General features: G+C 62.4%; 22 protein-coding genes and 1 tRNA gene. 11 read left to right on the plus strand and 12 right to left on the minus strand.

The window, feature by feature from the left end:
* Nucleotides 1-144 precede the first annotated feature (144 nt).
* Nucleotides 145-1725: a cobaltochelatase CobT-related protein gene (locus C9427_RS22990; protein WP_167434450.1), complete on the plus strand. Its 1581-nt coding sequence runs from the start codon at nt 145-147 to the stop codon at nt 1723-1725.
* 74 nt (nt 1726-1799) lie between these two features.
* On the opposite strand, the gene typA is transcribed toward C9427_RS22990, so the two are convergent.
* On the minus strand, nt 1800-3629 hold the full coding sequence (gene typA / locus C9427_RS22995; RefSeq protein WP_107651380.1) for a translational GTPase TypA: 1830 nt from the start codon (nt 3627-3629) through the stop codon (nt 1800-1802).
* A 201-nt stretch (nt 3630-3830) separates the two neighbouring features.
* Here typA and C9427_RS23000 point away from each other — a divergent pair, with 201 nt between their 5' ends.
* Nucleotides 3831-4112, plus strand: coding sequence for a hypothetical protein (locus tag C9427_RS23000; protein ID WP_107651381.1), 282 nt, complete (start codon nt 3831-3833; stop codon nt 4110-4112).
* Between the two features lie 268 nt (nt 4113-4380).
* Here C9427_RS23000 and C9427_RS23005 read toward each other — a convergent pair whose 3' ends face one another.
* Entirely contained in the window at nt 4381-5949 is a 1569-nt protein-coding gene (locus tag C9427_RS23005; RefSeq protein WP_107651410.1) for an alkaline phosphatase D family protein, read from the minus strand.
* A gap of 300 nt (nt 5950-6249) precedes the next feature.
* Nucleotides 6250-7533 (minus strand): MFS transporter, encoded by a 1284-nt coding sequence (locus C9427_RS23010; RefSeq protein ID WP_107651382.1) that lies wholly within the window; start codon nt 7531-7533, stop codon nt 6250-6252.
* 82 nt (nt 7534-7615) lie between these two features.
* Here C9427_RS23010 and C9427_RS23015 point away from each other — a divergent pair, with 82 nt between their 5' ends.
* The gene (locus C9427_RS23015; RefSeq protein ID WP_167434451.1) at nt 7616-8221 is read left to right on the plus strand and encodes a TetR/AcrR family transcriptional regulator; all 606 of its coding nucleotides are present in this window, start codon (nt 7616-7618) and stop codon (nt 8219-8221) included.
* 102 nt (nt 8222-8323) lie between these two features.
* On the plus strand, nt 8324-8914 hold the full coding sequence (locus C9427_RS23020) for a hypothetical protein (RefSeq protein WP_107651383.1): 591 nt from the start codon (nt 8324-8326) through the stop codon (nt 8912-8914).
* 130 nt (nt 8915-9044) lie between these two features.
* Here C9427_RS23020 and ppa read toward each other — a convergent pair whose 3' ends face one another.
* The 6 genes from ppa to C9427_RS23055 form a co-directional block, all read right to left on the minus strand.
* Nucleotides 9045-9578, minus strand: coding sequence for an inorganic diphosphatase (ppa, locus tag C9427_RS23025; protein ID WP_107651384.1), 534 nt, complete (start codon nt 9576-9578; stop codon nt 9045-9047).
* Between the two features lie 112 nt (nt 9579-9690).
* Nucleotides 9691-10197, minus strand: a complete 507-nt coding sequence (locus C9427_RS23030) for a GNAT family N-acetyltransferase (RefSeq protein WP_008873611.1) — start codon at nt 10195-10197, stop codon at nt 9691-9693.
* A gap of 121 nt (nt 10198-10318) precedes the next feature.
* The gene (locus C9427_RS23035; protein ID WP_107651385.1) at nt 10319-10957 is read right to left on the minus strand and encodes a TPM domain-containing protein; all 639 of its coding nucleotides are present in this window, start codon (nt 10955-10957) and stop codon (nt 10319-10321) included.
* An 8-nt stretch (nt 10958-10965) separates the two neighbouring features.
* Nucleotides 10966-11847 (minus strand): TPM domain-containing protein, encoded by an 882-nt coding sequence (locus C9427_RS23040; RefSeq protein WP_107651386.1) that lies wholly within the window; start codon nt 11845-11847, stop codon nt 10966-10968.
* A 4-nt stretch (nt 11848-11851) separates the two neighbouring features.
* On the minus strand, nt 11852-12667 hold the full coding sequence (locus tag C9427_RS23045; RefSeq protein WP_425351674.1) for a TPM domain-containing protein: 816 nt from the start codon (nt 12665-12667) through the stop codon (nt 11852-11854).
* A 215-nt stretch (nt 12668-12882) separates the two neighbouring features.
* Nucleotides 12883-13521 (minus strand): LemA family protein, encoded by a 639-nt coding sequence (locus tag C9427_RS23055; RefSeq protein ID WP_097575895.1) that lies wholly within the window; start codon nt 13519-13521, stop codon nt 12883-12885.
* A gap of 188 nt (nt 13522-13709) precedes the next feature.
* On the opposite strand from C9427_RS23055, the gene C9427_RS23060 reads away from it, so the two are divergent.
* From C9427_RS23060 to C9427_RS23070, 3 genes are read left to right on the plus strand one after another with little or no spacing between them, the layout of a single operon-like run.
* Nucleotides 13710-13958 carry a hypothetical protein gene (locus C9427_RS23060; RefSeq protein ID WP_107651388.1) on the plus strand — a complete coding sequence of 83 codons (249 nt, stop codon included), beginning with the start codon at nt 13710-13712 and terminating at the stop codon, nt 13956-13958.
* Between the two features lie 7 nt (nt 13959-13965).
* On the plus strand, nt 13966-14850 hold the full coding sequence (gene pdxY, locus C9427_RS23065) for a pyridoxal kinase PdxY (RefSeq protein ID WP_097575893.1): 885 nt from the start codon (nt 13966-13968) through the stop codon (nt 14848-14850).
* A complete protein-coding gene (locus C9427_RS23070; protein WP_107651389.1) occupies nt 14847-15704 on the plus strand; it encodes a DUF429 domain-containing protein in 858 nt (285 codons plus the stop codon). Before pdxY ends, C9427_RS23070 begins: the two co-directional genes overlap by 4 nt.
* 161 nt (nt 15705-15865) lie before the next feature.
* Here the strand turns inward: C9427_RS23070 and C9427_RS34155 are convergent, their stop codons facing one another.
* On the minus strand, nt 15866-16027 hold the full coding sequence (locus C9427_RS34155; protein ID WP_167434452.1) for a hypothetical protein: 162 nt from the start codon (nt 16025-16027) through the stop codon (nt 15866-15868).
* Here C9427_RS34155 and C9427_RS23075 point away from each other — a divergent pair.
* The 3 genes from C9427_RS23075 to C9427_RS23085 all read left to right on the plus strand — a co-directional run bounded on the left by C9427_RS23075 (nt 16026) and on the right by C9427_RS23085 (nt 19263).
* Entirely contained in the window at nt 16026-16670 is a 645-nt protein-coding gene (locus C9427_RS23075; RefSeq protein WP_107651390.1) for a carbonic anhydrase, read from the plus strand. The two genes, C9427_RS34155 and C9427_RS23075, sit on opposite strands and share 2 nt — an antisense overlap.
* A gap of 10 nt (nt 16671-16680) precedes the next feature.
* Nucleotides 16681-17097 carry a hypothetical protein gene (locus C9427_RS23080; RefSeq protein ID WP_107651391.1) on the plus strand — a complete coding sequence of 139 codons (417 nt, stop codon included), beginning with the start codon at nt 16681-16683 and terminating at the stop codon, nt 17095-17097.
* Nucleotides 17098-17208: 111 nt separating this feature from the next.
* Nucleotides 17209-19263 (plus strand): M3 family metallopeptidase, encoded by a 2055-nt coding sequence (locus C9427_RS23085; protein ID WP_107651392.1) that lies wholly within the window; start codon nt 17209-17211, stop codon nt 19261-19263.
* A gap of 103 nt (nt 19264-19366) precedes the next feature.
* On the opposite strand, the gene C9427_RS23090 is transcribed toward C9427_RS23085, so the two are convergent.
* Both C9427_RS23090 and C9427_RS23095 read right to left on the minus strand, forming a co-directional pair.
* Nucleotides 19367-19681, minus strand: a complete 315-nt coding sequence (locus tag C9427_RS23090) for a DUF167 family protein (protein ID WP_107651393.1) — start codon at nt 19679-19681, stop codon at nt 19367-19369.
* An 8-nt stretch (nt 19682-19689) separates the two neighbouring features.
* Complete coding sequence (locus tag C9427_RS23095; protein WP_107651412.1) at nt 19690-19980, minus strand: YggT family protein; 291 nt, start codon at nt 19978-19980, stop codon at nt 19690-19692.
* Between the two features lie 160 nt (nt 19981-20140).
* Here C9427_RS23095 and C9427_RS23100 point away from each other — a divergent pair.
* Nucleotides 20141-20216 (plus strand) — tRNA-Ala (locus tag C9427_RS23100).
* The last annotated feature ends 192 nt before the right edge of the window (nt 20217-20408 follow it).

Below are 20408 nucleotides of genomic sequence, written 5' to 3' on the forward strand. Positions count from 1 at the left end.
AAAACACGTGAGAGTCCGATTGAGTTGACAGAACATCGGACCTGCAGCCCAGCCCGTTAATAACCGAGTCGCGGGAGGAGAGCGTCTATTGCGGCCGTTGGATCACAGCTATAGTCACATTGAATAATGTTCCCGGGCGGGCAGATGACATCAAAGCAACCGATTGCGTTTCTCAGCTACGTGCGATCAGACGATGATCACGATTCTGGACGAATAACGGAACTACGCCAACGCCTTGAGGGCGAGGTCAAGATACAGACCGGCGAAGACTTTCCGATCTTTCAAGATCGCAATGACATTAAGTGGGGTCAGGTCTGGAAGGAACGAATCGAGACCACAATCCTGGACATTACGTTTCTGATTCCGATCATTACACCGACCTATTTTAGAAGCGAGATGTGCAGAAAGGAGTTCGAGACCTTCCTTATCCGAGAAAGCGCCCTCGGAGAGGACCGGCTTATCTTGCCCATCTACTATGTACAGGCGAAGCAGTTAGAAGCCGGCTTCCCCAGAGGAACAGACGCAATTGCCGACGTGTTGAAGACACGCAACTGGGCTGATTGGCGTCAATATCGGTTCGATCCACTTAGCGCCCCGGAAATAAAGAAGGCTATCGCTGGAATGGCTTCAACCATTGGAATGGCAATGGATGAACTACATGAAGTTTTGAGAGCCGCAACGGCGAAACCTGTTTCGGAAAAGATCTCCCCCTTACCTCCAAGCCCACCATCGCGACCACGAATAGCAGACTACTCACCCATAGTCGAAGCCGCGCGAGGATCAAAAATTGAACCAGCGCGCTTGGAGGAACTCAGATCCAGGGACTACTTCGCTTACACAACTCGTTTTGACGAAATAATCGTGCCAACCATGCTGTCCGAGCCATCGGACACCCTCAAGCTACAATCTTCGCTAGTGAGAAGGGTAGGAATTAATCAACGATCTCATAATTCTATAATAAAAATGGCCGAAGATTTACTCGGAGCTATCTCTGATCGGAGCAAAATCGCAATCACGATTTTAATTGATAACTCCGGGAGCATGCGCGGGGACAAAATAAGCACTGTCGCCACGTGGATCTCGATAGTCAGCAATATGCTCCAAAAAGTTGAGATTCCTCACGAGGTTTTGGGCTTCACCACCCGCGCATGGAAGGGAGGACAGTCACGAGAGCTTTGGCTCATGGACGGCAAGCCGGAATCGCCCGGCAGATTGAACGACATCAGATACCTGCTGTACAAGGAGTATGGAAATTCATTCCAAGAAGGGTTGCCGAACTTCGCAATCATGTTGCGCGAAGGACTTTTGAAAGAGAATATTGATGGAGAGGCATTGCTTTGGGCTCGGTCTCGCATATTAAAACAAACTGCCGACAGAAAGATTGTCCTCGTTATAAGCGATGGTGCGCCGGTTGATGACTCAACATTGTCTGAGAATGATCCAAGAATACTCCATGAACATCTAATAGCCACTGCTCAATGGATCCGGGATCAGGCTAATATTGAGCTATTAGGCGCAGGTATCGGACATGATGTTTCGAGATATTATGGCAAAGCCAGCTTTGCGCTTGAGGAGGAGGGCTTTGGGTCCCAGTTGCTAGGCACAGTTGTGCGAGCAATCACTAGGGACGACACGTTGGCAGCAAGATTTGATCCGCCAACGTCAAAGCCTCCAAAGGACAAACGGCGAGCCAAGAGGCCGACAAAAATCGATCCGCTACAATAGGTTCTGCTTATACAACGCCCCCGCGAGGGCGGCGCGCGAGCATGCGAGTCCTCACTTAATTCCCCGAGAAAAGCTTACGCCGCGCCGACCACCTTGGCCGACTTCTCAAAACGCTTGCGCTCGTTCGGGTCGAGATAGAGCTTGCGCAGCCGGATGGTTTTCGGCGTCACCTCGACCAGTTCGTCGTCCTGGATCCAGGCCAGCGCCCGCTCCAGCGTCATGCGGATCGGCGGCGTCAGCTTCACCGCTTCATCCTTGCCGGCGGCGCGGATGTTGGTGAGCTTCTTACCCTTCAGCACGTTCACTTCGAGATCGTTGTCGCGGCTATGGATGCCGATGATCATGCCCTGATAGACCTTGACGCCCGGATCGATGACCATCGGGCCGCGATCTTCCAGGTTCCACATGGCGTAAGCCACCGACTCGCCCTGCTCGTTGGAGATCAGCACGCCATTGGTGCGGCCGGGCAATTCGCCCTTGTAAGGCTCGTAGGCATGGAACAGCCGGTTCATGACAGCGGTGCCGCGCGTGTCGGTCAACAGTTCCGACTGGTAGCCGATCAGGCCGCGCGTCGGCGCGTGGAAGACGATGCGCTGGCGGTTGCCGCCGGACGGGCGCAGCTCGACCATCTCGGCCTTGCGCTCCGACATCTTCTGCACGACGACGCCGGCATGCTCCTCGTCGACGTCGATGACGACTTCCTCGACCGGCTCCAGCAATTCGCCATTGTCGCCCTTCTGCATGACGACGCGCGGCCGCGACACGGCGATCTCGAAGCCCTCGCGGCGCATCGTCTCGATCAGCACGGCAAGCTGCAACTCGCCGCGTCCGGAAACGAAGAACGAATCCTTGTCCGCCGATTCCTCGATCTTCAGCGCGACATTGCCTTCGGCCTCGCGCAGCAGCCGGTCGCGGATGACGCGGCTGGTCACCTTGTCGCCTTCGGTGCCGGCCAGCGGCGAATCGTTGACGAGGAAGGACATGGTCACGGTCGGCGGATCGATCGGCTGCGCATGTAGCGGCTCGCTCACCGCCGGGTCGCAGAACGTGTCGGCGACCGTGCCTTTCGACAGGCCGGCAATGGCGACGATATCGCCCGCCTGCGCTTCGTCGATCGGTTGGCGCTCCAGCCCGCGGAAGGCAAGTATCTTCGAGACGCGGCCGGTTTCGATCTGGGTGCCGTCATGGTGCAGCACCTTGACCGCCTGGTTGGATTTCAGCGTGCCGCTCTCGATGCGGCCGGTGATGATGCGGCCGAGGAACGGATTGGCTTCCAGTATGGTGCCGATCATGCGGAACGGGCCGGGATGCACGGTAGGCGCCGGCACATGCTTGATGACGAGATCGAACAGCGGCGCCAGGCCCTGGTCCTTCGGACCTTCGGGGTTTTCCGAGACCCAGCCATCGCGGCCAGAGCCATAGAGGATCGGGAAGTCGAGCTGCTCGTCGGTGGCGTCGAGTGCGGCAAACAGGTCGAACACTTCGTTGACCACCTCGACATGGCGGGCGTCCGGCCGGTCGATCTTGTTGATGACGACGATCGGCTTCAGGCCGACCTTGAGCGCCTTGCCGACGACGAACTTGGTCTGTGGCATCGGCCCTTCGGCGGCGTCGACCAGCACGATGGCCGAATCCACCATCGACAGGATGCGCTCGACCTCACCGCCGAAATCGGCGTGGCCGGGGGTGTCGACGATGTTGATGCGGGTGTCCTTCCAGTCGACCGAGGTCGCCTTGGCCAGGATGGTGATGCCGCGTTCCTTTTCGAGGTCGTTGGAATCCATGGCGCGTTCGGCGACGCGCTGATTGTCGCGGAAGGAGCCGGACTGCTTCAAAAGCTGGTCGACGAGGGTGGTTTTTCCATGGTCGACGTGCGCGATGATCGCGATATTACGAATTTTCATGTTGTGGTCTCGGGAGCGTTGCAGGCAGCAGGCCAAAAGGCGCCGCCTCTTTCAGTTGCGCGGCTCATACAGGGTTTTTCGCATTTGCGAAAGAGGATGCCGATACCCAAATATCTGGTCACCAATTCTTAAGCCTCTTCGTGTCAAATGTTTTTTGTTAACCAAGGCGGAACCTTGCCGGCTCCGGGCAGTTCAATTTTCATGATCGATCCCCTCAGCAGATTGCGTCCGGTCCTGGCATGGGCAGTTCTCGCCGTGATTCTCGCGGCAGGTGCCGCGCAGTCGGCCGCGACGGTCAAGGATGCGGGCGCTGGCCTGAAGTCCGGCACACAGACGGCCGAGGAGCTTTTCGCCGACGCCCCCTATGGCGTCGACCCGGTGGTGACCGGACCGGTGAGTGCCTCCTTCAAGCAGAAGCAGCAGGCCGCCGGCTGCGACAGCGCGGTCTGGCCCAAGATTCCGACCGTTTGCTATCCGGATTAAGACTGCTTTCGGCACATTGTCGAAAGATCAGATCGAACCTTCCTGAATCTTGTCGACGCCGGCGCGGCCCCTCATCCGCCTGCCGGCACCTTCTTCCCGTGAACGGGGAGAAGCCCGCTGCGCGCAATGTCGACCCTCCTTCTGCAACGTTCGCGATTGGCGAAATCTTCGATGCAAGCTGCTTTCTCCCCGTTCACAGGGAGAAATGCCCGGCAGGGCAATGAGGGGCAGCGCGACGCTGCTGGTCCTAGAGGATGACCCGTGCCCCTCACGCCGACCGCACCGGATCGAGCGTCACCTTGTAGAGCTCGTTGTCGTCGCGATCCATCAGCCGCACTGTCATCTGTTCGGTGGCGCCGTTGATATCGACGAGACCGAAGAATTGCAGGCCGGCCGACGGCGGTAGGTTCTGGCCCTGCTCGGCGGTCGGCGCCTTGATGAATTTCAGCTCCGGCCCGAAGGTCATGTCGAAATCATTGGGGCCGAACGTGCCGGCATGGATCGGGCCGGAGACGAACTCCCAGAACGGGTTGAAATCCTGGAACTGCGCCTTGTCGGGATTGTAGTAGTGCGCCGCGGTATAATGCACGTCGGCGGTCAGCCAGACGGTGTTGTCGATGCCGGCGTTCTTGATGTAGCGCAGAAGATCGGCGATCTCGAGCTCGCGACCCTTTGGCGCACCATTATCGCCATTGCTGACCGCTTCGGCCCCGACCTTCTTGGCGCCGTCATCCCACACGACGAGGCCGAGCGGCATGTCAGCGGCGATGATCTTCCAGGTTGCCTTGGAGTTCGCCAGTTCGCGCTTCAGCCATTTGGTCTGCTGTTCGCCGAGAATGCGCGATTGCGGCGTCATCGTCTCCTGCATGGCCGGACCATTGGGACCGCGATAGGAGCGCATGTCGAGGAAGAACACGTCGAGCAGCGGCCCGTAGGCGATCTTGCGATAGACGCGGCCGGGTTCCGATGGCTCGTAGCGGATCGTCGTCATCTCATGAAAGGCGCGCGCCGCGCGGGCCGCCAGCACATGGATGGATTTTTCGCTGTAACGATCGTCGGCGCTGAGATCCTTGGAATCCGACCAGTTGTTCAGCACCTCATGATCGTCCCACTGGTAGAAGGTCGGACAGATGGCGCTGAGGCCAAGCACGCTCCTGTCCATCATGTTGTATTTCCACTGGTCCCGGTATTCCTCAAGCGTCTCGGCCACCTTGCGCTTGCCGTCGATCAGCACCACGTTCTTCCACTTGCCGCCGCCGGGCAAATCGACCTCGTCCTTCATCGCGCCATCGGCATAGATTGTGTCGCCCGAGTGCAGGAAAAAATCGGGCGTATGCTTGCCGATCGTGGCGTAGGTCTTCATCCCGGTCTCGTCGATGCCCCAGCCCTGGCCGGCGGTATCGCCCGACCAGGCAAACTTGATATCGCGCTTGGAGGCAGGTGCCGTGCGGAAGCGCCCGACGATTGGCTCAGAGACGGCGTTGATGTCGGCGAGATCCGCCGCGATCATGCGATAGAAGATGTCCTGGTCGGCGGCGAGGTCGGTGAGCAGCCGCTTCACCGTGTAATCGCTCGCCGGCGAGGTATCGAGCGGCGCAAGACGGGTGGCATTGGCGAAGTTCTCTGTCGACGAGACCTCGAACATGACGCGCGACGGGCGATCGGTGCGCGTCCACACCATGCCGCTGGTTTCATCGATATCGCCGGACTGGACGCCATGCGTGAAAGCCGGCCGCTGGCTGGCGCGGGAATAATAGGGAAGCGCAAGCCCCGAGACGCCGACGAGGCCGGCGGCGCTCGCGGAAGTGACGAAAGCACGGCGTGAAATCTTGTTCATGGCTGTCTCCTGGATGGCTTGAACGTCGCCACCAAAGTCCAGCCTCAATGTTTCAGCCGCATCTCGAAACCATGAAGGTTTCATTACAATCGACAGGAAAAAAGTCATGCGAACGGGCAGCCTGGTCGTCAGGCCACGCTTTGAAGTTTCGGCCGCGAAGGTGTGTTGAGATTCAGGTCAGGCCGAGCCGAAAATGGTGGGTTCCGAGAACCGGAGCGGAGCGTACTTTTGGGTACGTGAGCACCGGAAGCGCAGAAACCCGCCGTTTGCAGGCCGGCCTCACCTGAACATCAGCACACCTTAAGCAGCCTGCGGTTCCGGGTCGAACGCCGGCTTACTGGTGTTGATCAGCAGCGAGATACAGGCCGCCGCGATGGCCGTCATGCCGGCGATCATGAAAGCCAGTTCGTAATTGCCTTGCAGCTCGCGCATGGTGCCGCCGAAGAAGGCGGCGGTTGCCGCCCCGACCTGATGGCCGGCGACGATCCAGCCGAAGACGATCGGCCCGCTGCGGTCGCCGAACGCCTCGTTGGAGAGCCTGAGCGTCGGCGGCACGGTGGCGATCCAGTCCAACCCGTAGAGCACGGCGAAGATGATCAGGCTGGTCGCCGAGAAGCCGGAATAAGGCAGATAGATCAGCGACAGGCCGCGGATCGCGTAATAGACGCCGAGCAGCTTGCGCGGGTCGAATCGGTCGGTGAGCCAGCCTGACAACGTCGTGCCGATCAGGTCGAATATGCCCATCATCGACAACAGGCCGGCGGCCTGCACCTCGCCGATGCCCATGTCGCCGCAAAAGGCGATCAGATGCGTGCCGACCAGCCCGTTGGTGGTGAAGCCGCAGACGAAGAAGGTGGCGAACAGATACCAGAACACGCGGGTGCCGGCGGCGCGCCGCAGCGTGGTGAGCGTGTGCGCGAGGAAATTGCCTTGCGCGGCCGGCGGAACCGGCGGCACGTCGTCGGCTTCCGCGCCGTAGCGCACCATGCCGATCGAAGCCGGGCGTTCCGGCACCAGCAGCCACACCAGCGGCACGAGAGCGGCAGTGGCGACCGCGATGGCGATGGCGACCGGCTTCCAGCCGCCCGATTGCGCCAGCGAGGCGAGCAGCGGCAGGAACACCAGCAGGCCGGTGGCGCTGGAGGCCGACATCAGTCCCATCACCAGGCCGCGATTGGTCTTGAACCAGCGGTTGACGATGGTGGCGCCGAGCACCGTGGCGACGGCACCCGAGCCGACGCCGGAGAAGACGCCCCAGGTCAGAAGCAGGTGCCACGGCTTGGTCATCAACAGGCTGAGCGCAGTCGATGCCGACATCAGCAAAAGGGCTGCAAGCAACGTGCGGCGCAGCCCGATCCTCTCCATCAGCGCGGCGGCAAACGGCCCGGTCAGGCCGTAGAGGAAGATGCCGATGGCCGCGGCCAGCGAAACGACATCGCGCCGCCAGCCGAAGCTCTCCTCCAGCGGCAACATCATCACGGAGGGCGCCGAGCGCAGGCCGGCCGCGATCAGCAGGCAGAGGAAGATGACGCCGACCACGACGAAAGCGTAGCGCTGGCCAAATGGACGGGATTGAGCTATCATGTTACTGACCGGTACGTTGCAGTTGGGGCAAAGGTATACGTACCGATCGGTAACACGTCAAGCAGGCCACGGCATATCGACCATGAAAAGCATTGAACCAACCATCAATCCGGATGAAGTGACGCCCCCTCGTGCCGGCGAGAAGATCCTGCGTGTGGCGCGCGACCTGTTCTACCGGCAGGGCATCCGGGCGATCGGCGTTGATGAGATCGTCAAGCGCGCCGGCGTCACCAAGCCAAGCCTCTACCGCAGCTTTCCCTCCAAGGACGAACTGGCCGCCTCGTATCTGCGGCAATACGACCTCGAATTCTGGGACCGCTTCGACGACGCGGTGAACGCCCATCCCGGCAATCCGCGCGCGCAGATCGCCGCCTTCCTGACCCGGATAGGCAAGCGCACGCAGAGGCCCGACTATCGTGGCTGCGGCATGACCAATGCGGCGGTCGAATATCCCGAGCACGGCCACCCTGCCCGCGTCGTGAGCGAGGCCAACAAGCAGGAATTGCGCCGCCGCCTGCGCGCCATGGCCGCGACTATGGGCGCCGAGGATTCGGACACGCTGGGCGATGGGCTGCTGCTTCTGATCGAGGGCGCCTATATCAGCGGCCAGTTGTTCGGGCTCGGCGGGCCGGCGCAATCGGTGGCCCGCAACGCCGATCTCTTGATCGAAGCGAGCCTGAAGAAATAGCGTTCCGTTTACCAGATCGGCTGCAGCACCCTGACGGCTACGAAATTTGACGATACGCTGCGGCAAGCCCCAAACGGCGATGTCAGCAACGGAGATGTCCGCATGCGCGCTCTTTTGATCCCGCTCGCCTTCGCCGGCTTCTGCAATGCCGCTCAGGCCGGCGACATATCGAGCGCCTATACCGATCTCGACTCGAAGAAGGACTGCGTGACCTATGCGCAGGCCGAGGAAGGCGACGGCGACTGGGCGAGCCTCACCTGTTCTGGCTATCGCGGCTACCCCGTGCTGATCGCTTACGACGATGCGCGCGAATCATTGTTCTACGGTTTCCCCTCCAGCGACATGACCACGGTGTGGGAGAGCTTCGTCGGCTTCAATTCGGCTGGCCCCAAGCTCGAATGGCGCATCGAGACGAATGGCGACCGTGCCGTGCCGTTCGCGGTCATCCACCGCCGCTCGATCAGCAATCCAGAGGACGAGAGCAAGTCGACCGAGGTGCTGGTCGTCGCCAAGGTTTCCCAGCCGGAGAAGTATGATGGCTGCACGGTCGGACTGGTGCTGGCCACCGGCAATCCGGCGGCCAACGACGAAGCGCGCAAGCTCGCCGACGAGAAGGCGCCCAGTTTTGCCTGCGGCAAGGACATGCGCGTGACGGTCGGCGACGTACCCGCTTTCGGCCGCGTCGACAACTGACTTCGTCATCCTGGGGCGGAGCAAGGAGCGCAGCGACGCAGCGCAGACCCCAGGATCCATGCCGTGACGTCAAAGCGCCGCAACGGTGCAGAATTCTGTTCCGCCACGCATTTCGGCGAAGCTAAGCGGCCTACTTGTTTTTCTTCGCCCGCTCGATCGCCTCGACGATCATCTTCTTGGCAAATTTGGAATCGTGCCAGCCCTCGATCTTGACCCATTTGCCGGGTTCGAGATCCTTGTAGTGCTCGAAGAAGTGCTGCACCTGGTCGCGCGTGATATCGGGCAGTTGGGTGTATTCGGTGACGTTCTCGTAGCGCAGTGTCAGCTTGGGCGACGGCACCGCGATCACCTTCTCGTCCTGGCCGGCATTGTCCTCCATCACCAGCACACCGATCGGCCGCACATTGATGACGCAACCCGGCACCAGCGCGCGCGTGTTGCAGACCAGCACGTCGATCGGGTCGCCATCGCCCGACAGCGTGTGCGGCACGAAGCCGTAATTGCCGGGGTAGCGCATCGAGGTGTGCAGGAAGCGGTCGACGAACAGCGTGCCGGCCTCCTTGTCCATCTCATATTTGATCGGCTCGCCGCCGATCGGCACCTCGATGATGACGTTGACGTCCTCGGGCGGGTTCTTACCGGTGGCTATGGCTTCGATACGCATGGCTTTGGTCCCTCTCTCGATTTGGAGACCGATAGCGGGCCAAGGCGCATGGTGCAATGCGGCAATAGTGCCGAAATCGTACCGAAAGATCGACGGCGAAGCCGCCTGACCGTCATTCCCAGACGAAAGCGACCTTCTTCAGCGCCTTCTGCTCGAAGACCTCGACGCCTTCGGCGACGTCGCGGCCACCGGCGCCGGCATAGAAGGCGAGCGCGTTCTGGTTGTCCTCCAGCGCCCACACCACCATGCCTTTCAGGCCATGGTCGGCCAGTCGCGCCCGCGCGGCCGAGAACAGCCGGCTGCCGAGGCCGATGCCCTGATATTCGGGGCGCAGGTAAAGTTCGTAGATCTCGCCCTGCTGCCTGAGCTCGCGGGCGCGGTTCTTGCCGATCGTGGCGTAGCCGGCGATCTTGCCGCCGATCTCGACGACCAGCACGGTGGCGGCGCGGCGGATGGCATTCGCCCACCAGTCGGCGCCGCGGCGGTTGATCATCGATGTCAGCGTGCGATGCGGGATGATGCCGGCATAGGCGCCGTTCCAAGCCTGCTGGTGCACGTCGGCGATGGCGCCTGCGTCTCGCGGCTCGGCTTTCCTGATGTCGATGCTCAGCGTGTTCATGATTGGTTAACCATAAACCCGCATCGCCCGATTGCAAAGAGTCCGGTCAACGGGCCGCCATGCTTTCGCACAGGTGATCGCACACCGTGGGGGACGGTGTCAGGGCACGCTTTGAACGGACTTAAATTTCGACCAGATGGTCGTCGAGCTCGTTACTGCCGCCGGCCGAGACCGGAAAATGCTCGGCCAGCACCACACCGACCGATTCTATCGCCTTGACGAATCCATCGGCGAGGCGGTCGTCGCCGGCATGCGCAGTCAGGTCGCGGACGACGCCGTCCCAGACATGCTGGCCGACCTGGGCATTGATGCCGGCGTCGGCGACCACCTCGGCGTAGTGTTCCGCGATCGACACGAAGATCAGCACGCCGGTGCGTGACGTGGTGCGGTGAACGTTGCGGGCAAGGAACTGCTTGACCGCATTGGCGTGCGCGGCCTGGTAGCGCAGCCGGCGCGGCACCAGATGCATGCGCAGGCCGGGCAGCGCCCACAACAGGACGAGCACGCTGGCCAGCGCCAGAAGTTGGGCAAGCACGAAATGCGGCAGGCGGATCGACAGCCACCAAGCCTCCAGCCCGTAGGCGACGGCGAGGCTGACGACGAGCATGGCCACGGTCGCCATGGAGGCGGCCGGGAAGAAATAGCCGTCGCTGGCTTGCGCCACCACGCAGTAGATTTCGCCGTCGGTCTTTGTCTCGGCGGCGCGGATCGCGTCGGCGATGCGGTCATGGTCCTCGGGGCTGATCGGTCGTGTTGCCATCTCGTGTCTCACCAGCTTCCTGAAGAACCGCCACCGCCGGACGAGCCGCCGCCGCCTGAAAACCCGCCGCCGCCCGACGACCAGCCGCCACCGGAACTTCCCGACGACCAGCCGCCGCCGGACGAAGTGCCCGTTGTCCAGACGCCGCCGCCCCTGCGCGTGTAGCCCGATCTTTGGCCATAGCGGAACGTCATGCCCAGCCATTTATACACGCCGGGCGCCAGCTTGGTGCCGAAGATTGGCGGCAGGAACGCCATCGCCAGGCCGCCGAGGAACATCGTCGCCCACAGGATGATGAACAGCGTGACGATGGGATCGACGGAACTGTCGTCGGCCGGATTGCGCTTGCCGCGCGCTTCCAGCTCCTCGGGATTGCCTTCCAGCACCATCACCATGTCGTCGACGGCCTTGGCTATGCCGCCGGAGAAATCCCCGGCGCGGAAGGCCGGCACCATGTCGTTCTCGATGATCAGCTTGGTGTGCAGGTCGGTCAGCGTGCCTTCCAGCCCGTAGCCAACCTCGATGCGCATCTTGCGGTCGTTCGGCGCCACCAGAAGCAGGACGCCGTTGTTCTCCTTCGCCTGGCCGAGCTTCCAGAACCGGAACAGCCGATTGGCGTAGGGCTCGATCTCCTCGCCGTCGAGGCTGGGAATGGTGGCCACCACGATCTGGTCGGAACCTTTTGCCTCGAAGGCGGCGAGTTTCTGGGTCAGCGCCGCCTCGGTCGCGGCGTCGATGATGCCGGCGTCATCCACGACCCTGCCGGTCAGGGCCGGCAATTCGGCGGCAAGCGCTGCGAAGCAGACAAGCAGCAGCACCGCCGTGGCCATCAAGGCAGCGCCGGTCGTGGCGGTGAAGCGGCTGAAGGCTGGCAGAACGCGTTCTGTCATGATCTCACCAACTCCCCGAGGAGCCGCCGCCGCCCGACGAACCACCGCCGCCGGAAAAGCCGCCACCGCTCGAGCCCGACGACCAGCCTCCGCCGGAACTTCCCGACGACCAGCCGCCACGGGAAGATCGCCGGCTCGGCTCGAAGGTCATGCCCAGCCAGCGATAGCGGCCGGGACCGATCTTCTGGCCGAAGATCGGCGGCAGGATGGAGGCAGCGATGCTGCCGAAGAAGATGATCGCCCAGATACTTATGAACACCGTAAAGAACAGATCGTCGGTGTTGAATGGCGCCTGCTGATTGCGCTCGCCGCGCGCTTCGAGTTCCTCGGGATTGCCTTCCAGCACCATCACCATGTCGTCGACGGCCTTGGCTATGCCGCCGGAGAAATCCCCGGCGCGGAAGGCCGGCACCATGTCGTTCTCGATGATCAGCTTGGTGTGCAGGTCGGTCAGCGTGCCTTCCAGCCCGTAGCCAACCTCGATGCGCATCTTGCGGTCGTTCGGCGCCACCAGAAGCAGGACGCCATTGTTCTCCTTCGCCTGGCCAAGCTTCCAGAACCGGAACAGCCGGTTGGCGTAGGGCTCTATCTCCTCGCCGTCGAGGCTGGGAATGGTGGCGACGACAATCTGGTCGGAACCCTTGGCCTCGAAGGCGGCGAGTTTCTGGGTCAGTTCCGCCTTGGTCGCGGCATCGATGATACCGGCATTGTCTACGACCCGTCCTGTCAGGGCCGGCAGGTCGGCGGCGAAGGCGATGAGAGAGCAGAGGAGAAGGCTTAGGAAGGCGAGCAGAACGGTCAGGCCGGAGTTCTGTCCCACCCCCCTCTGTCCTGCCGGACATCTCCCCCGCAAAGGGGGAGATCGGTTGTCATCTCGGCTTTCGACAACTTTCAATGCTGCAAAGCAGGCGCCGTCGGCGAAACCGCCAATCTCCCCCCTTGCGGGGGAGATGTCCGGCAGGACAGAGGGGGGTGTACGCACGCCTGCAGTCCGTCTCGTCAGGAATTGGTATTAAGATTTGCCGGCGTCGCCGATCACCCGCCCTGCTTGGTGCCGAAATCGACCTTCGGCGTCTGCATCTTGTCTTCCTCGATGGTGAAGTTGGCGAATGGCTGGTTGCCGCGGAACCACAAGGTCGCCCAGATCACCGACGGGAAGGTCCGCAGCGTCAAATTGTAGTCCCTCACCGCCTGGATATAGTCGCGACGGGCGACCGCGATGCGGTTCTCGGTGCCTTCGAGCTGCGCCTGCAAGGCCAGGAAATTCTGGTTGGCCTTGAGGTCCGGATAATTCTCCACCACCGCCAGCAGCCGCGACAGCGCGCTGGTCAGCCCGGCCTGGCTGTCCTGGAATTTCTTGAAGGCTTCTGGATTGTTCAGCGTTTCCGGCGTCACCGTCACCTGCGTCGCCTTGGCGCGCGCTTCGACCACGGCGTCGAGCGTATCCTTTTCGTGCGAGGCGTAGCCCTTGACGGTCTCGACCAGATTGGGGATGAGATCGGCGCGGCGCTGGTACTGGTTCAGCACCTCGCTCCATGCGGCCTTGGCGTTTTCCTCCGCCGTCGGGATGGTGTTGTAACCGCAGCCGGCGAGCAGCGGCAGCATGATCGCCATCATCAGGAAGGCTGGCAGGTTACGGAAAGCGAGCGGTGAAGAAAGGCGTTGGGCAAACATGGTTATGTCCCTCGATAGGATTTGCACGCGAAGCATTACCACAATCTGAGCGTAAGAGAATGACTGCGGCCGGGAGGCGCTACTGGTTCTTATCATTCGTCGCCAGGCCCTGTGATTGGCCGGGCGAACGGGTTAAGGTCGCCGCGAAAAACAGGACATCGCCCAGTAACATCGCCCAGGACATCGCAATGGCGGAGCGCCAGGACAACGACAGCGAATCGCGCCGCATTATCGAGCGCGTAGCGCGCGAGACAGACCCCAGCGGCACCTCGTTCATCGCGCGGACCGCGAAGGGCGCGCGCGATCACGTCGCAGCAGCGGACGCCGACCGGTCGGACCCAATCGAATATTGGGGTACCCGCATCGGCCGGACGCTGGGGTTGCTCATCGCCATCGGCCTGTTGGTCTGGCTCGTGTATTTCGTCACTCGAAGTTAGGAATCCCGTGAGCACCGAACAAAGCGACGCGCCGCGCGCGGTCATCGTCATCTCCAGCCATGTCGCGCGTGGCTCGGTCGGCAATCGCGCCGCCGTCTTTGCGCTGGAGACGCTGGGCTTCCCGGTATGGGCGGTACCAACCGTCATCCTGCCCTGGCACCCGGGCCATGGCAGGGCGACCCGCATCGTACCGCCGCTCGATCAGTTCAAGGCGCTGCTGGCCGATCTCGAACGCGCGCCATGGCTGGGCGAAGTCGGCGCGGTGCTGTCGGGTTACCTCGGCGAGGCCGGCCAGGCCGACGCCGTCGCCTCGCTGGTCGGCGCGGTGAAGGCCAGGACGCCGGATGCCGTCTATATCTGCGACCCGGTGATGGGCGACAAGGGTGGCCTCTACGTGCCTGAAACAACCGCCATCGCCTTGCGCGATCGGCTGATGCCGATCGCCGACATCGCCACCCCCAACCGCTATGAGCTGGAATGGATGGCGGGAGCCCAGCTTCCTGACCTGAAATCGGTTATGGCGGCCGCCCTTCATGCCGGGCCGTCGACCATGCTGGTCACTTCGGCGCCGTCGATGATGGCGGGCGGCACCGGCAATTTGCTGCTCGACGGCCGCCAGGCGCTGCTTGCCGAACATCGCCTCATCGACAAGCCGCCCAACGGCCTGGGCGACCTGACGGCGGCCGTCTATCTGGCGCGCATCCTGTCCGGCCAGCCCGCGATCAAGGCGCTGCAGTCGACCACGGCGGCCGTCTACGAGATCCTGGCGCGCACGGCCAAGCGCGGCGGCGACGAATTGCAGCTCGAAACCGATGCGCAGAGCCTGTCGAACCCGATGGCGATGGTGCAGCTTCGCCACCTCCTGCATCCGGAGCGGGACAAAAGGGCGTGACCTCGGACGGCAGCCCCGTCCTCGTCGGCGTCGACGGCTGCAAGGCTGGCTGGATCGCCGTCCACCGCGATCCCGATTCGACACCTCGTAATCCCGGTTCGATACCTCGTAACCTCGGTTCGATACCTCGTAACCCTGGTTCGATACTTCGTAGCCCCGGTGCGTCATTTTCGGTCGATGTCTTTCCAAGCTTCGCGGCACTGCTTGACACCTTGCCTCCTGACGCACTCGTAGCCGTCGACATGCCGATCGGCCTGCCGGATTTTTCGCGAAAAAATGGGCGCGGGCCGGAAGCGCTGGTGCGACCATTGCTTGGCAACAGGCAATCCAGCGTCTTTGCCATTCCCTCGCGCGCCGCGCTCTATGCCGACACGGATGACTTCACCACGGTCGAGGCCTGGTATGCCGCGCATCGCCGGGCAAGCGCGGTGGCGAAGGCAAGTTCCGATCCACCGCGCGGCGTTTCGATCCAGGCCTTCGGCATCTTTGCCAAAATCCGCGAGATCGACGGCTTGCTGATCGCACGGCCGGAGTTGCGCGGCCGCATCTTTGAATCGCACCCGGAAGTCGCCTTCTGCCGGCTGAACGGCGACCGGGCCATGGGCCTGCCGAAGAAGATCAAGGGCGCGGTCAACCCGGCCGGCATGGCGGAGCGCAAGGCGCTGCTTTGCCGGCACGGCTATGACAAGGCTTTTCTCGACCGGGCGCCGCCACGCGGTGCGGCGGCCGACGATTTCCTCGACGCCGCAGTGATGATGCTGATTGCAGCTCGCATCGCCAATGGCGAGGCAAGACCGTCTCCGGATCCGCCGCTTTGCGACCGTTTCGGCATTCCGATCGCCATCTGGGCGTGAATCCTGCCGTCCCATCTATCGGCGAGGCTATCGCATCGGCGAAGCGGCCGGATGAGGGGTCTTGCAGCGCAGCAATTGCAGTCCGCCGCAATTCGGCATTGCCCGCGACGGCCTTTTGCCGTTAGAGCCTTCTCCCAGAGTTAGGTCTGTCGAGATTCAGGTCAGGCCCAGCCGAAAATGGTGGCTTCCGAGAACCGGAGCACAGCGTACTTTTCGTACGTGAGCACCGGAAGCGCAGGAAGCCGCCGTTTGCAGGCCGGCATCACCTGAATATCGGCGGGCCGTGCCGCATCCAACCCGGAAAGGGTCCAGACGCCGCCCATGCCTCACCTCCCCGAACACCTTCTCACTGGCTACCGCAATTTCATGAGCGGCCGTTATCCCGCCGAAAGCGGGCGCTACCGCGACCTCGCCCGCGAAGGTCAGGCGCCGGAAACGATGATCGTCGCCTGCTGCGATTCACGCTCGGCCCCCGAAGCGATCTTCGACGCCGGCCCGGGCGAGCTCTTCGTGCTGCGCAATGTCGGCAATCTGGTGCCGCCCTATGCGCCGGATGGAGAATTCCATTCGACGTCCGCAGCGCTGGAATTCGCCGTGCAGAGCCTCAAGGTCAAGAACATCGTCGTCATGGGCCATGGCCGCTGCGGCGGCATTCGCGCCGCGCTCGACCCCAATTCCGCGCCGCTCTCGCCCGGCGACTTCATCGGCAAATGGATGAGCCTGATCGCGCCGGCGGCCGAGACCGTGTCGTCCAGCACCTTCATGACGGCGACGGAGCGCCAGACCGCGCTCGAACGCATCTCGATCCGCTATTCGATCGCCAATCTCAGGACCTTTCCTTGTGTCTCGATCCTGGAGGGCAAGGGACGGCTGTCGCTGCACGGCGCCTGGTTCGACATCTCGACCGGCGAGCTCTGGGTGATGAACAAGGACACCGGCGATTTCGAGCGGCTGGAGATGGCATAGGAGGCAGCAAATGGTACGGAATTGCCGTTCGGTCGCTTTTGCTCTGGCAGCGCTGCTGTTTTGCGCCATTTCCGCCCGCGCCGACGACAGCGCGATCATCGGCCGCTGGTATTCCGCACTTCTGGTCGCCGATCGCACCGAATTGTCGGACCTGCTTGCCGAAGACGTCCGCATTAAACTCGACGACCTCGGCGTCGTGCAAAACAAGCAGGAATTCATCGCCTCGATCGACGATTGGCAGGGCGCCGTCGCCGGCGCGGCGATCCGGCACCGGATCGAAAAGACCGAGGGCGGCGTCACCACGGTGATCGCCTGCTACGACTTTCCCAACAACGACATGCTGATGCAGGAGACCTTCGCGGTGACCGACAACCGCATCACCGCAAGTTCGCAGGCGGCGATCGCGGAAAACTGTGACGGCTACTGACCGGATCATTGGCCCGCCGCGCTGTTGCGTGCCGCAAGCCAGCGCCCTACATCGGTGACGACCTTGCCTCCCCGCCAACTTACCTTCCCGCCAATCAGCGAAAGATTGCCCATGCCGTCCACAAAAGCCGTCGACCTCGCCGCCCATCCGCTGACCGCATGGCAAGGGCCGCTCGGCCTGCCTGATTTCGCCCGCATCGGTGACGGCGATTTTTCGCCGGTCTTCGACGCGGCGCTGAAGGCGCACGAGGCCGAGATCGAGGCGATATCGGGCAATGCCGAGACACCGACGATAGAGAACACGCTGGCGGCGCTTGAACTCGCCGGCGAGGCGCTCGACCGTGTCTCATCGATCTTCTGGTGCCGGGCTGGCGCCCACACCAACGAGGCGATCCAGGCGCTGGAGCGCGAGATTTCACCGAAGATGTCCAGGCATTTCTCGGCGATCTCGATGAACGAGCGGCTGTTTGCCCGCATCGACGACCTCTATCAGCGCCGCAAAAGCCTGAAGCTCGACGCCGAGACGCTGCGTGTGCTGGAAAAGACCTGGAAGAGCTTTGTCCGCTCCGGCGCAAAACTCGACGCCGACGGCAAGAAGCGGCTGGCGACGATCAATGAGGAATTGTCGTCGCTCGGCACCAATTTTGGCCAGAACGTGCTGGCCGACGAGCGCGACTGGGCATTGTTCCTCGACGAGGCCGACCTTGCCGGCCTGCCGGACTTCCTGAAAAGCGCCATGGCCGAGGCGGCCGAGATGCGCGGCCAGAAAGGCCGCTATGCCATCACGCTCTCGCGCTCGATCTACGAACCGTTCACAACCTTCTCCGAACGCCGCGATCTGCGCGAGACCGCCTATCGCGCCTTCACCATGCGCGGCCAGAACGGCGGCGCCACCGACAACACCGAAGTGGTGCGCGACATGCTGCGGCTGCGCGCCGAAAAGGCGAAGTTGCTTGGCTACGCCTCCTTCGCCGCCTTGAAGCTCGACGATACCATGGCCAAGACACCGAAGGCCGTGCATACGCTGCTCGATCCGGTTTGGGAAAAGGCCTTGGAAAAGGCAGCTTCCGACCAGACGCAATTGCAGCGTCTGGCGGCTGAGGCCGGCAGCAACGAGAAATTCGCCGCCTGGGACTGGCGCTTCTATCAGGAAAAATTGCGCGCCGAGAAATTCGCCTTCGACGAGGCCGAACTGAAGCCATACCTGCAGCTCGACCGCGTCATCGACGCCTGCTTCGACGTGGCGACACGGCTGTTCGGCATCACCTTCGAGGAGAAGAAGGGCATCACCGCCTGGCATCCGGACGCGCGCGTCTTCGTGGTGAAAAATGCCGACGGCAGCGAACGCGGCCTGTTTCTTGCCGACTATTTCGCGCGGCCATCAAAGCGCTCCGGCGCCTGGATGAGCGCGCTGAAGTCCGGCTATAAGCTCGGCGATGGTGCGAGCCCTGTCATCTACAACATCATGAACTTCGCCAAGCCGCCGGCCAGCGAGGCCGCGCTGCTGTCGGTCGACGAGGCAAAGACGCTGTTCCACGAGTTCGGCCACGCGCTGCACGGCATGCTGACCGACGTCACCTGGCCGTCGGTGTCGGGCACCTCGGTCAGCCGCGACTTCGTCGAACTGCCCTCGCAGCTCTACGAGCATTGGCTGACGGTGCCGGCGGTGCTGGAAAAGCACGCGCTGCATGTCGACACCGGCAAGCCGATGCCGAAGGCCCTGCTCGACAAGATGCTGGCGACACGCACCTTCGGCGCAGGCTTCGCCACGGTCGAGTTCACCGCCTCGGCACTGGTCGACATGGCCTATCACGCGCGATCGGATGCCCCGGAACAGCCGCTTCGTTTCGAAGCCGAAACGCTGGAAAAGCTCGACATGCCCGACACCATCGCCATGCGCCATCGCACCCCGCATTTCGGCCATGTCTTTTCCGGCGACGGCTATTCGGCAGGCTACTATTCCTACATGTGGTCGGAGGTGCTCGACGCCGACGCCTTCGCCGCCTTCGAGGAGACGGGCGACCCGTTCGACCCGGCGCTGGCCGAGCGGCTGCGCAAGAACATCTACGCCGCTGGCGGCTCGAGGGATCCGGAGGAGCTCTACACCGCCTTCCGCGGCAAGATGCCGTCCCCCGAAGCGATGATGGTCAAGCGCGGGCTGGTCTGAACGCCGAAGCTGCCAATCTCCCCACTTGAGGATGTCCGGTCCACCCTCCGCAGCTGCTGCGGAGGACGGGCAGGACAGAGGGGGCGCGAAGGAATGAGGCGTCTCAAGCGCTGCCGAGCAGCTCAATGCTTCTCGCCAGCGCCGCCGCATCACCGGAAATGCGCAATGTCTTCAGCCGGGCAGTGCCGCCGGCGACAACCGACACGGCCGAGGCCGGCACGCCCAGCGCCTTGGCGACAAGTCTCTCAAGCGCTTGATTGGCGGCGCCGTTTTCCGGCACGGCGCGGACGCGGGCTTTGAGGTGGCTTCGCCCGTCCGCCGAAATCTCGATGCCTTCCAGCCTGTCCATCGCCGCTTTTGGCGTCAGCCGGACGAACAGGTCGACGCCGTCGTTACGCGTGCGAAACGGCGCGCTCATCGAACGGCTCAGACGACTAGCGACAACACCGTGGTGAGCAGGAACTGCCGGATGAAGAACAGGATCAGCAGCAGGATGATCGGCGAGATGTCGATGCCGCCGAGGTCGGGCATGAAGCGGCGGATCGGCCGAAGCGCGGGCTCGGTCAGCCTGAAGAGCATGTTGCCGACACTGCCGACGAACTGGTTGCGCGAGTTGACGACGTTGAAGGCATAGAGCCAGGAAAAAATCGCCGAGGCGATGATAATCCACCAATAAAGGTCAAGCGCCATGACGATGGTTTGAATAAGGGCGATCATGCCGGTCTCCAATTGTTGCCGACATGTAGCCATTGCGCGCCAAACCGGCAAGAGCCGGCTTCCTCCGCATGCCGCATCGACGGCTGAAACGAGGCCCTTGGCGCAAAACCCAGCCTTGACAGCAAACCGCCGCGCCCGATAAATGCGCCATCCGCTGGACGGGGCTGTAGCTCAGCTGGGAGAGCGCGTCGTTCGCAATGACGAGGTCAGGAGTTCGATCCTCCTCAGCTCCACCAGCGGATTTATCATAACATCATGATTTTAAATGGTTTTGCAAAGTGGGCGAAACTATCCCCACTTCCTTCGCACCTCTACTGTGCGGGCGAGCCGTTTATCGCGGCGCAACGAGCTTGGACCGCGAGAAACCCGTGTGAGGTATGTCATAGATTATTGAAGGAGGCTGGCTAGGTATAATACCCGTTCGTTCA

This window comes from Mesorhizobium helmanticense, assembly GCF_003034915.1.
GTDB classification, from domain to species: Bacteria; Pseudomonadota; Alphaproteobacteria; order Rhizobiales; family Rhizobiaceae; genus Mesorhizobium; species Mesorhizobium helmanticense.

Coding starts and splice junctions, on each gene's coding strand:
- C9427_RS22990 (WP_167434450.1), top strand. CDS start 145: ATGACATCAAAGCAACCGATTGCGTTTCTCAGCTACGTGCGATCAGAC.
- typA (WP_107651380.1), bottom strand. CDS start 3,629: ATGAAAATTCGTAATATCGCGATCATCGCGCACGTCGACCATGGAAAA.
- C9427_RS23000 (WP_107651381.1), top strand. CDS start 3,831: ATGATCGATCCCCTCAGCAGATTGCGTCCGGTCCTGGCATGGGCAGTT.
- C9427_RS23005 (WP_107651410.1), bottom strand. CDS start 5,949: ATGAACAAGATTTCACGCCGTGCTTTCGTCACTTCCGCGAGCGCCGCC.
- C9427_RS23010 (WP_107651382.1), bottom strand. CDS start 7,533: ATGATAGCTCAATCCCGTCCATTTGGCCAGCGCTACGCTTTCGTCGTG.
- C9427_RS23015 (WP_167434451.1), top strand. CDS start 7,616: ATGAAAAGCATTGAACCAACCATCAATCCGGATGAAGTGACGCCCCCT.
- C9427_RS23020 (WP_107651383.1), top strand. CDS start 8,324: ATGCGCGCTCTTTTGATCCCGCTCGCCTTCGCCGGCTTCTGCAATGCC.
- ppa (WP_107651384.1), bottom strand. CDS start 9,578: ATGCGTATCGAAGCCATAGCCACCGGTAAGAACCCGCCCGAGGACGTC.
- C9427_RS23030 (WP_008873611.1), bottom strand. CDS start 10,197: ATGAACACGCTGAGCATCGACATCAGGAAAGCCGAGCCGCGAGACGCA.
- C9427_RS23035 (WP_107651385.1), bottom strand. CDS start 10,957: ATGGCAACACGACCGATCAGCCCCGAGGACCATGACCGCATCGCCGAC.
- C9427_RS23040 (WP_107651386.1), bottom strand. CDS start 11,847: ATGACAGAACGCGTTCTGCCAGCCTTCAGCCGCTTCACCGCCACGACC.
- C9427_RS23055 (WP_097575895.1), bottom strand. CDS start 13,521: ATGTTTGCCCAACGCCTTTCTTCACCGCTCGCTTTCCGTAACCTGCCA.
- C9427_RS23060 (WP_107651388.1), top strand. CDS start 13,710: ATGGCGGAGCGCCAGGACAACGACAGCGAATCGCGCCGCATTATCGAG.
- C9427_RS23075 (WP_107651390.1), top strand. CDS start 16,026: ATGCCTCACCTCCCCGAACACCTTCTCACTGGCTACCGCAATTTCATG.
- C9427_RS34155 (WP_167434452.1), bottom strand. CDS start 16,027: ATGGGCGGCGTCTGGACCCTTTCCGGGTTGGATGCGGCACGGCCCGCC.
- C9427_RS23080 (WP_107651391.1), top strand. CDS start 16,681: ATGGTACGGAATTGCCGTTCGGTCGCTTTTGCTCTGGCAGCGCTGCTG.
- C9427_RS23085 (WP_107651392.1), top strand. CDS start 17,209: ATGCCGTCCACAAAAGCCGTCGACCTCGCCGCCCATCCGCTGACCGCA.
- C9427_RS23090 (WP_107651393.1), bottom strand. CDS start 19,681: ATGAGCGCGCCGTTTCGCACGCGTAACGACGGCGTCGACCTGTTCGTC.
- C9427_RS23095 (WP_107651412.1), bottom strand. CDS start 19,980: ATGATCGCCCTTATTCAAACCATCGTCATGGCGCTTGACCTTTATTGG.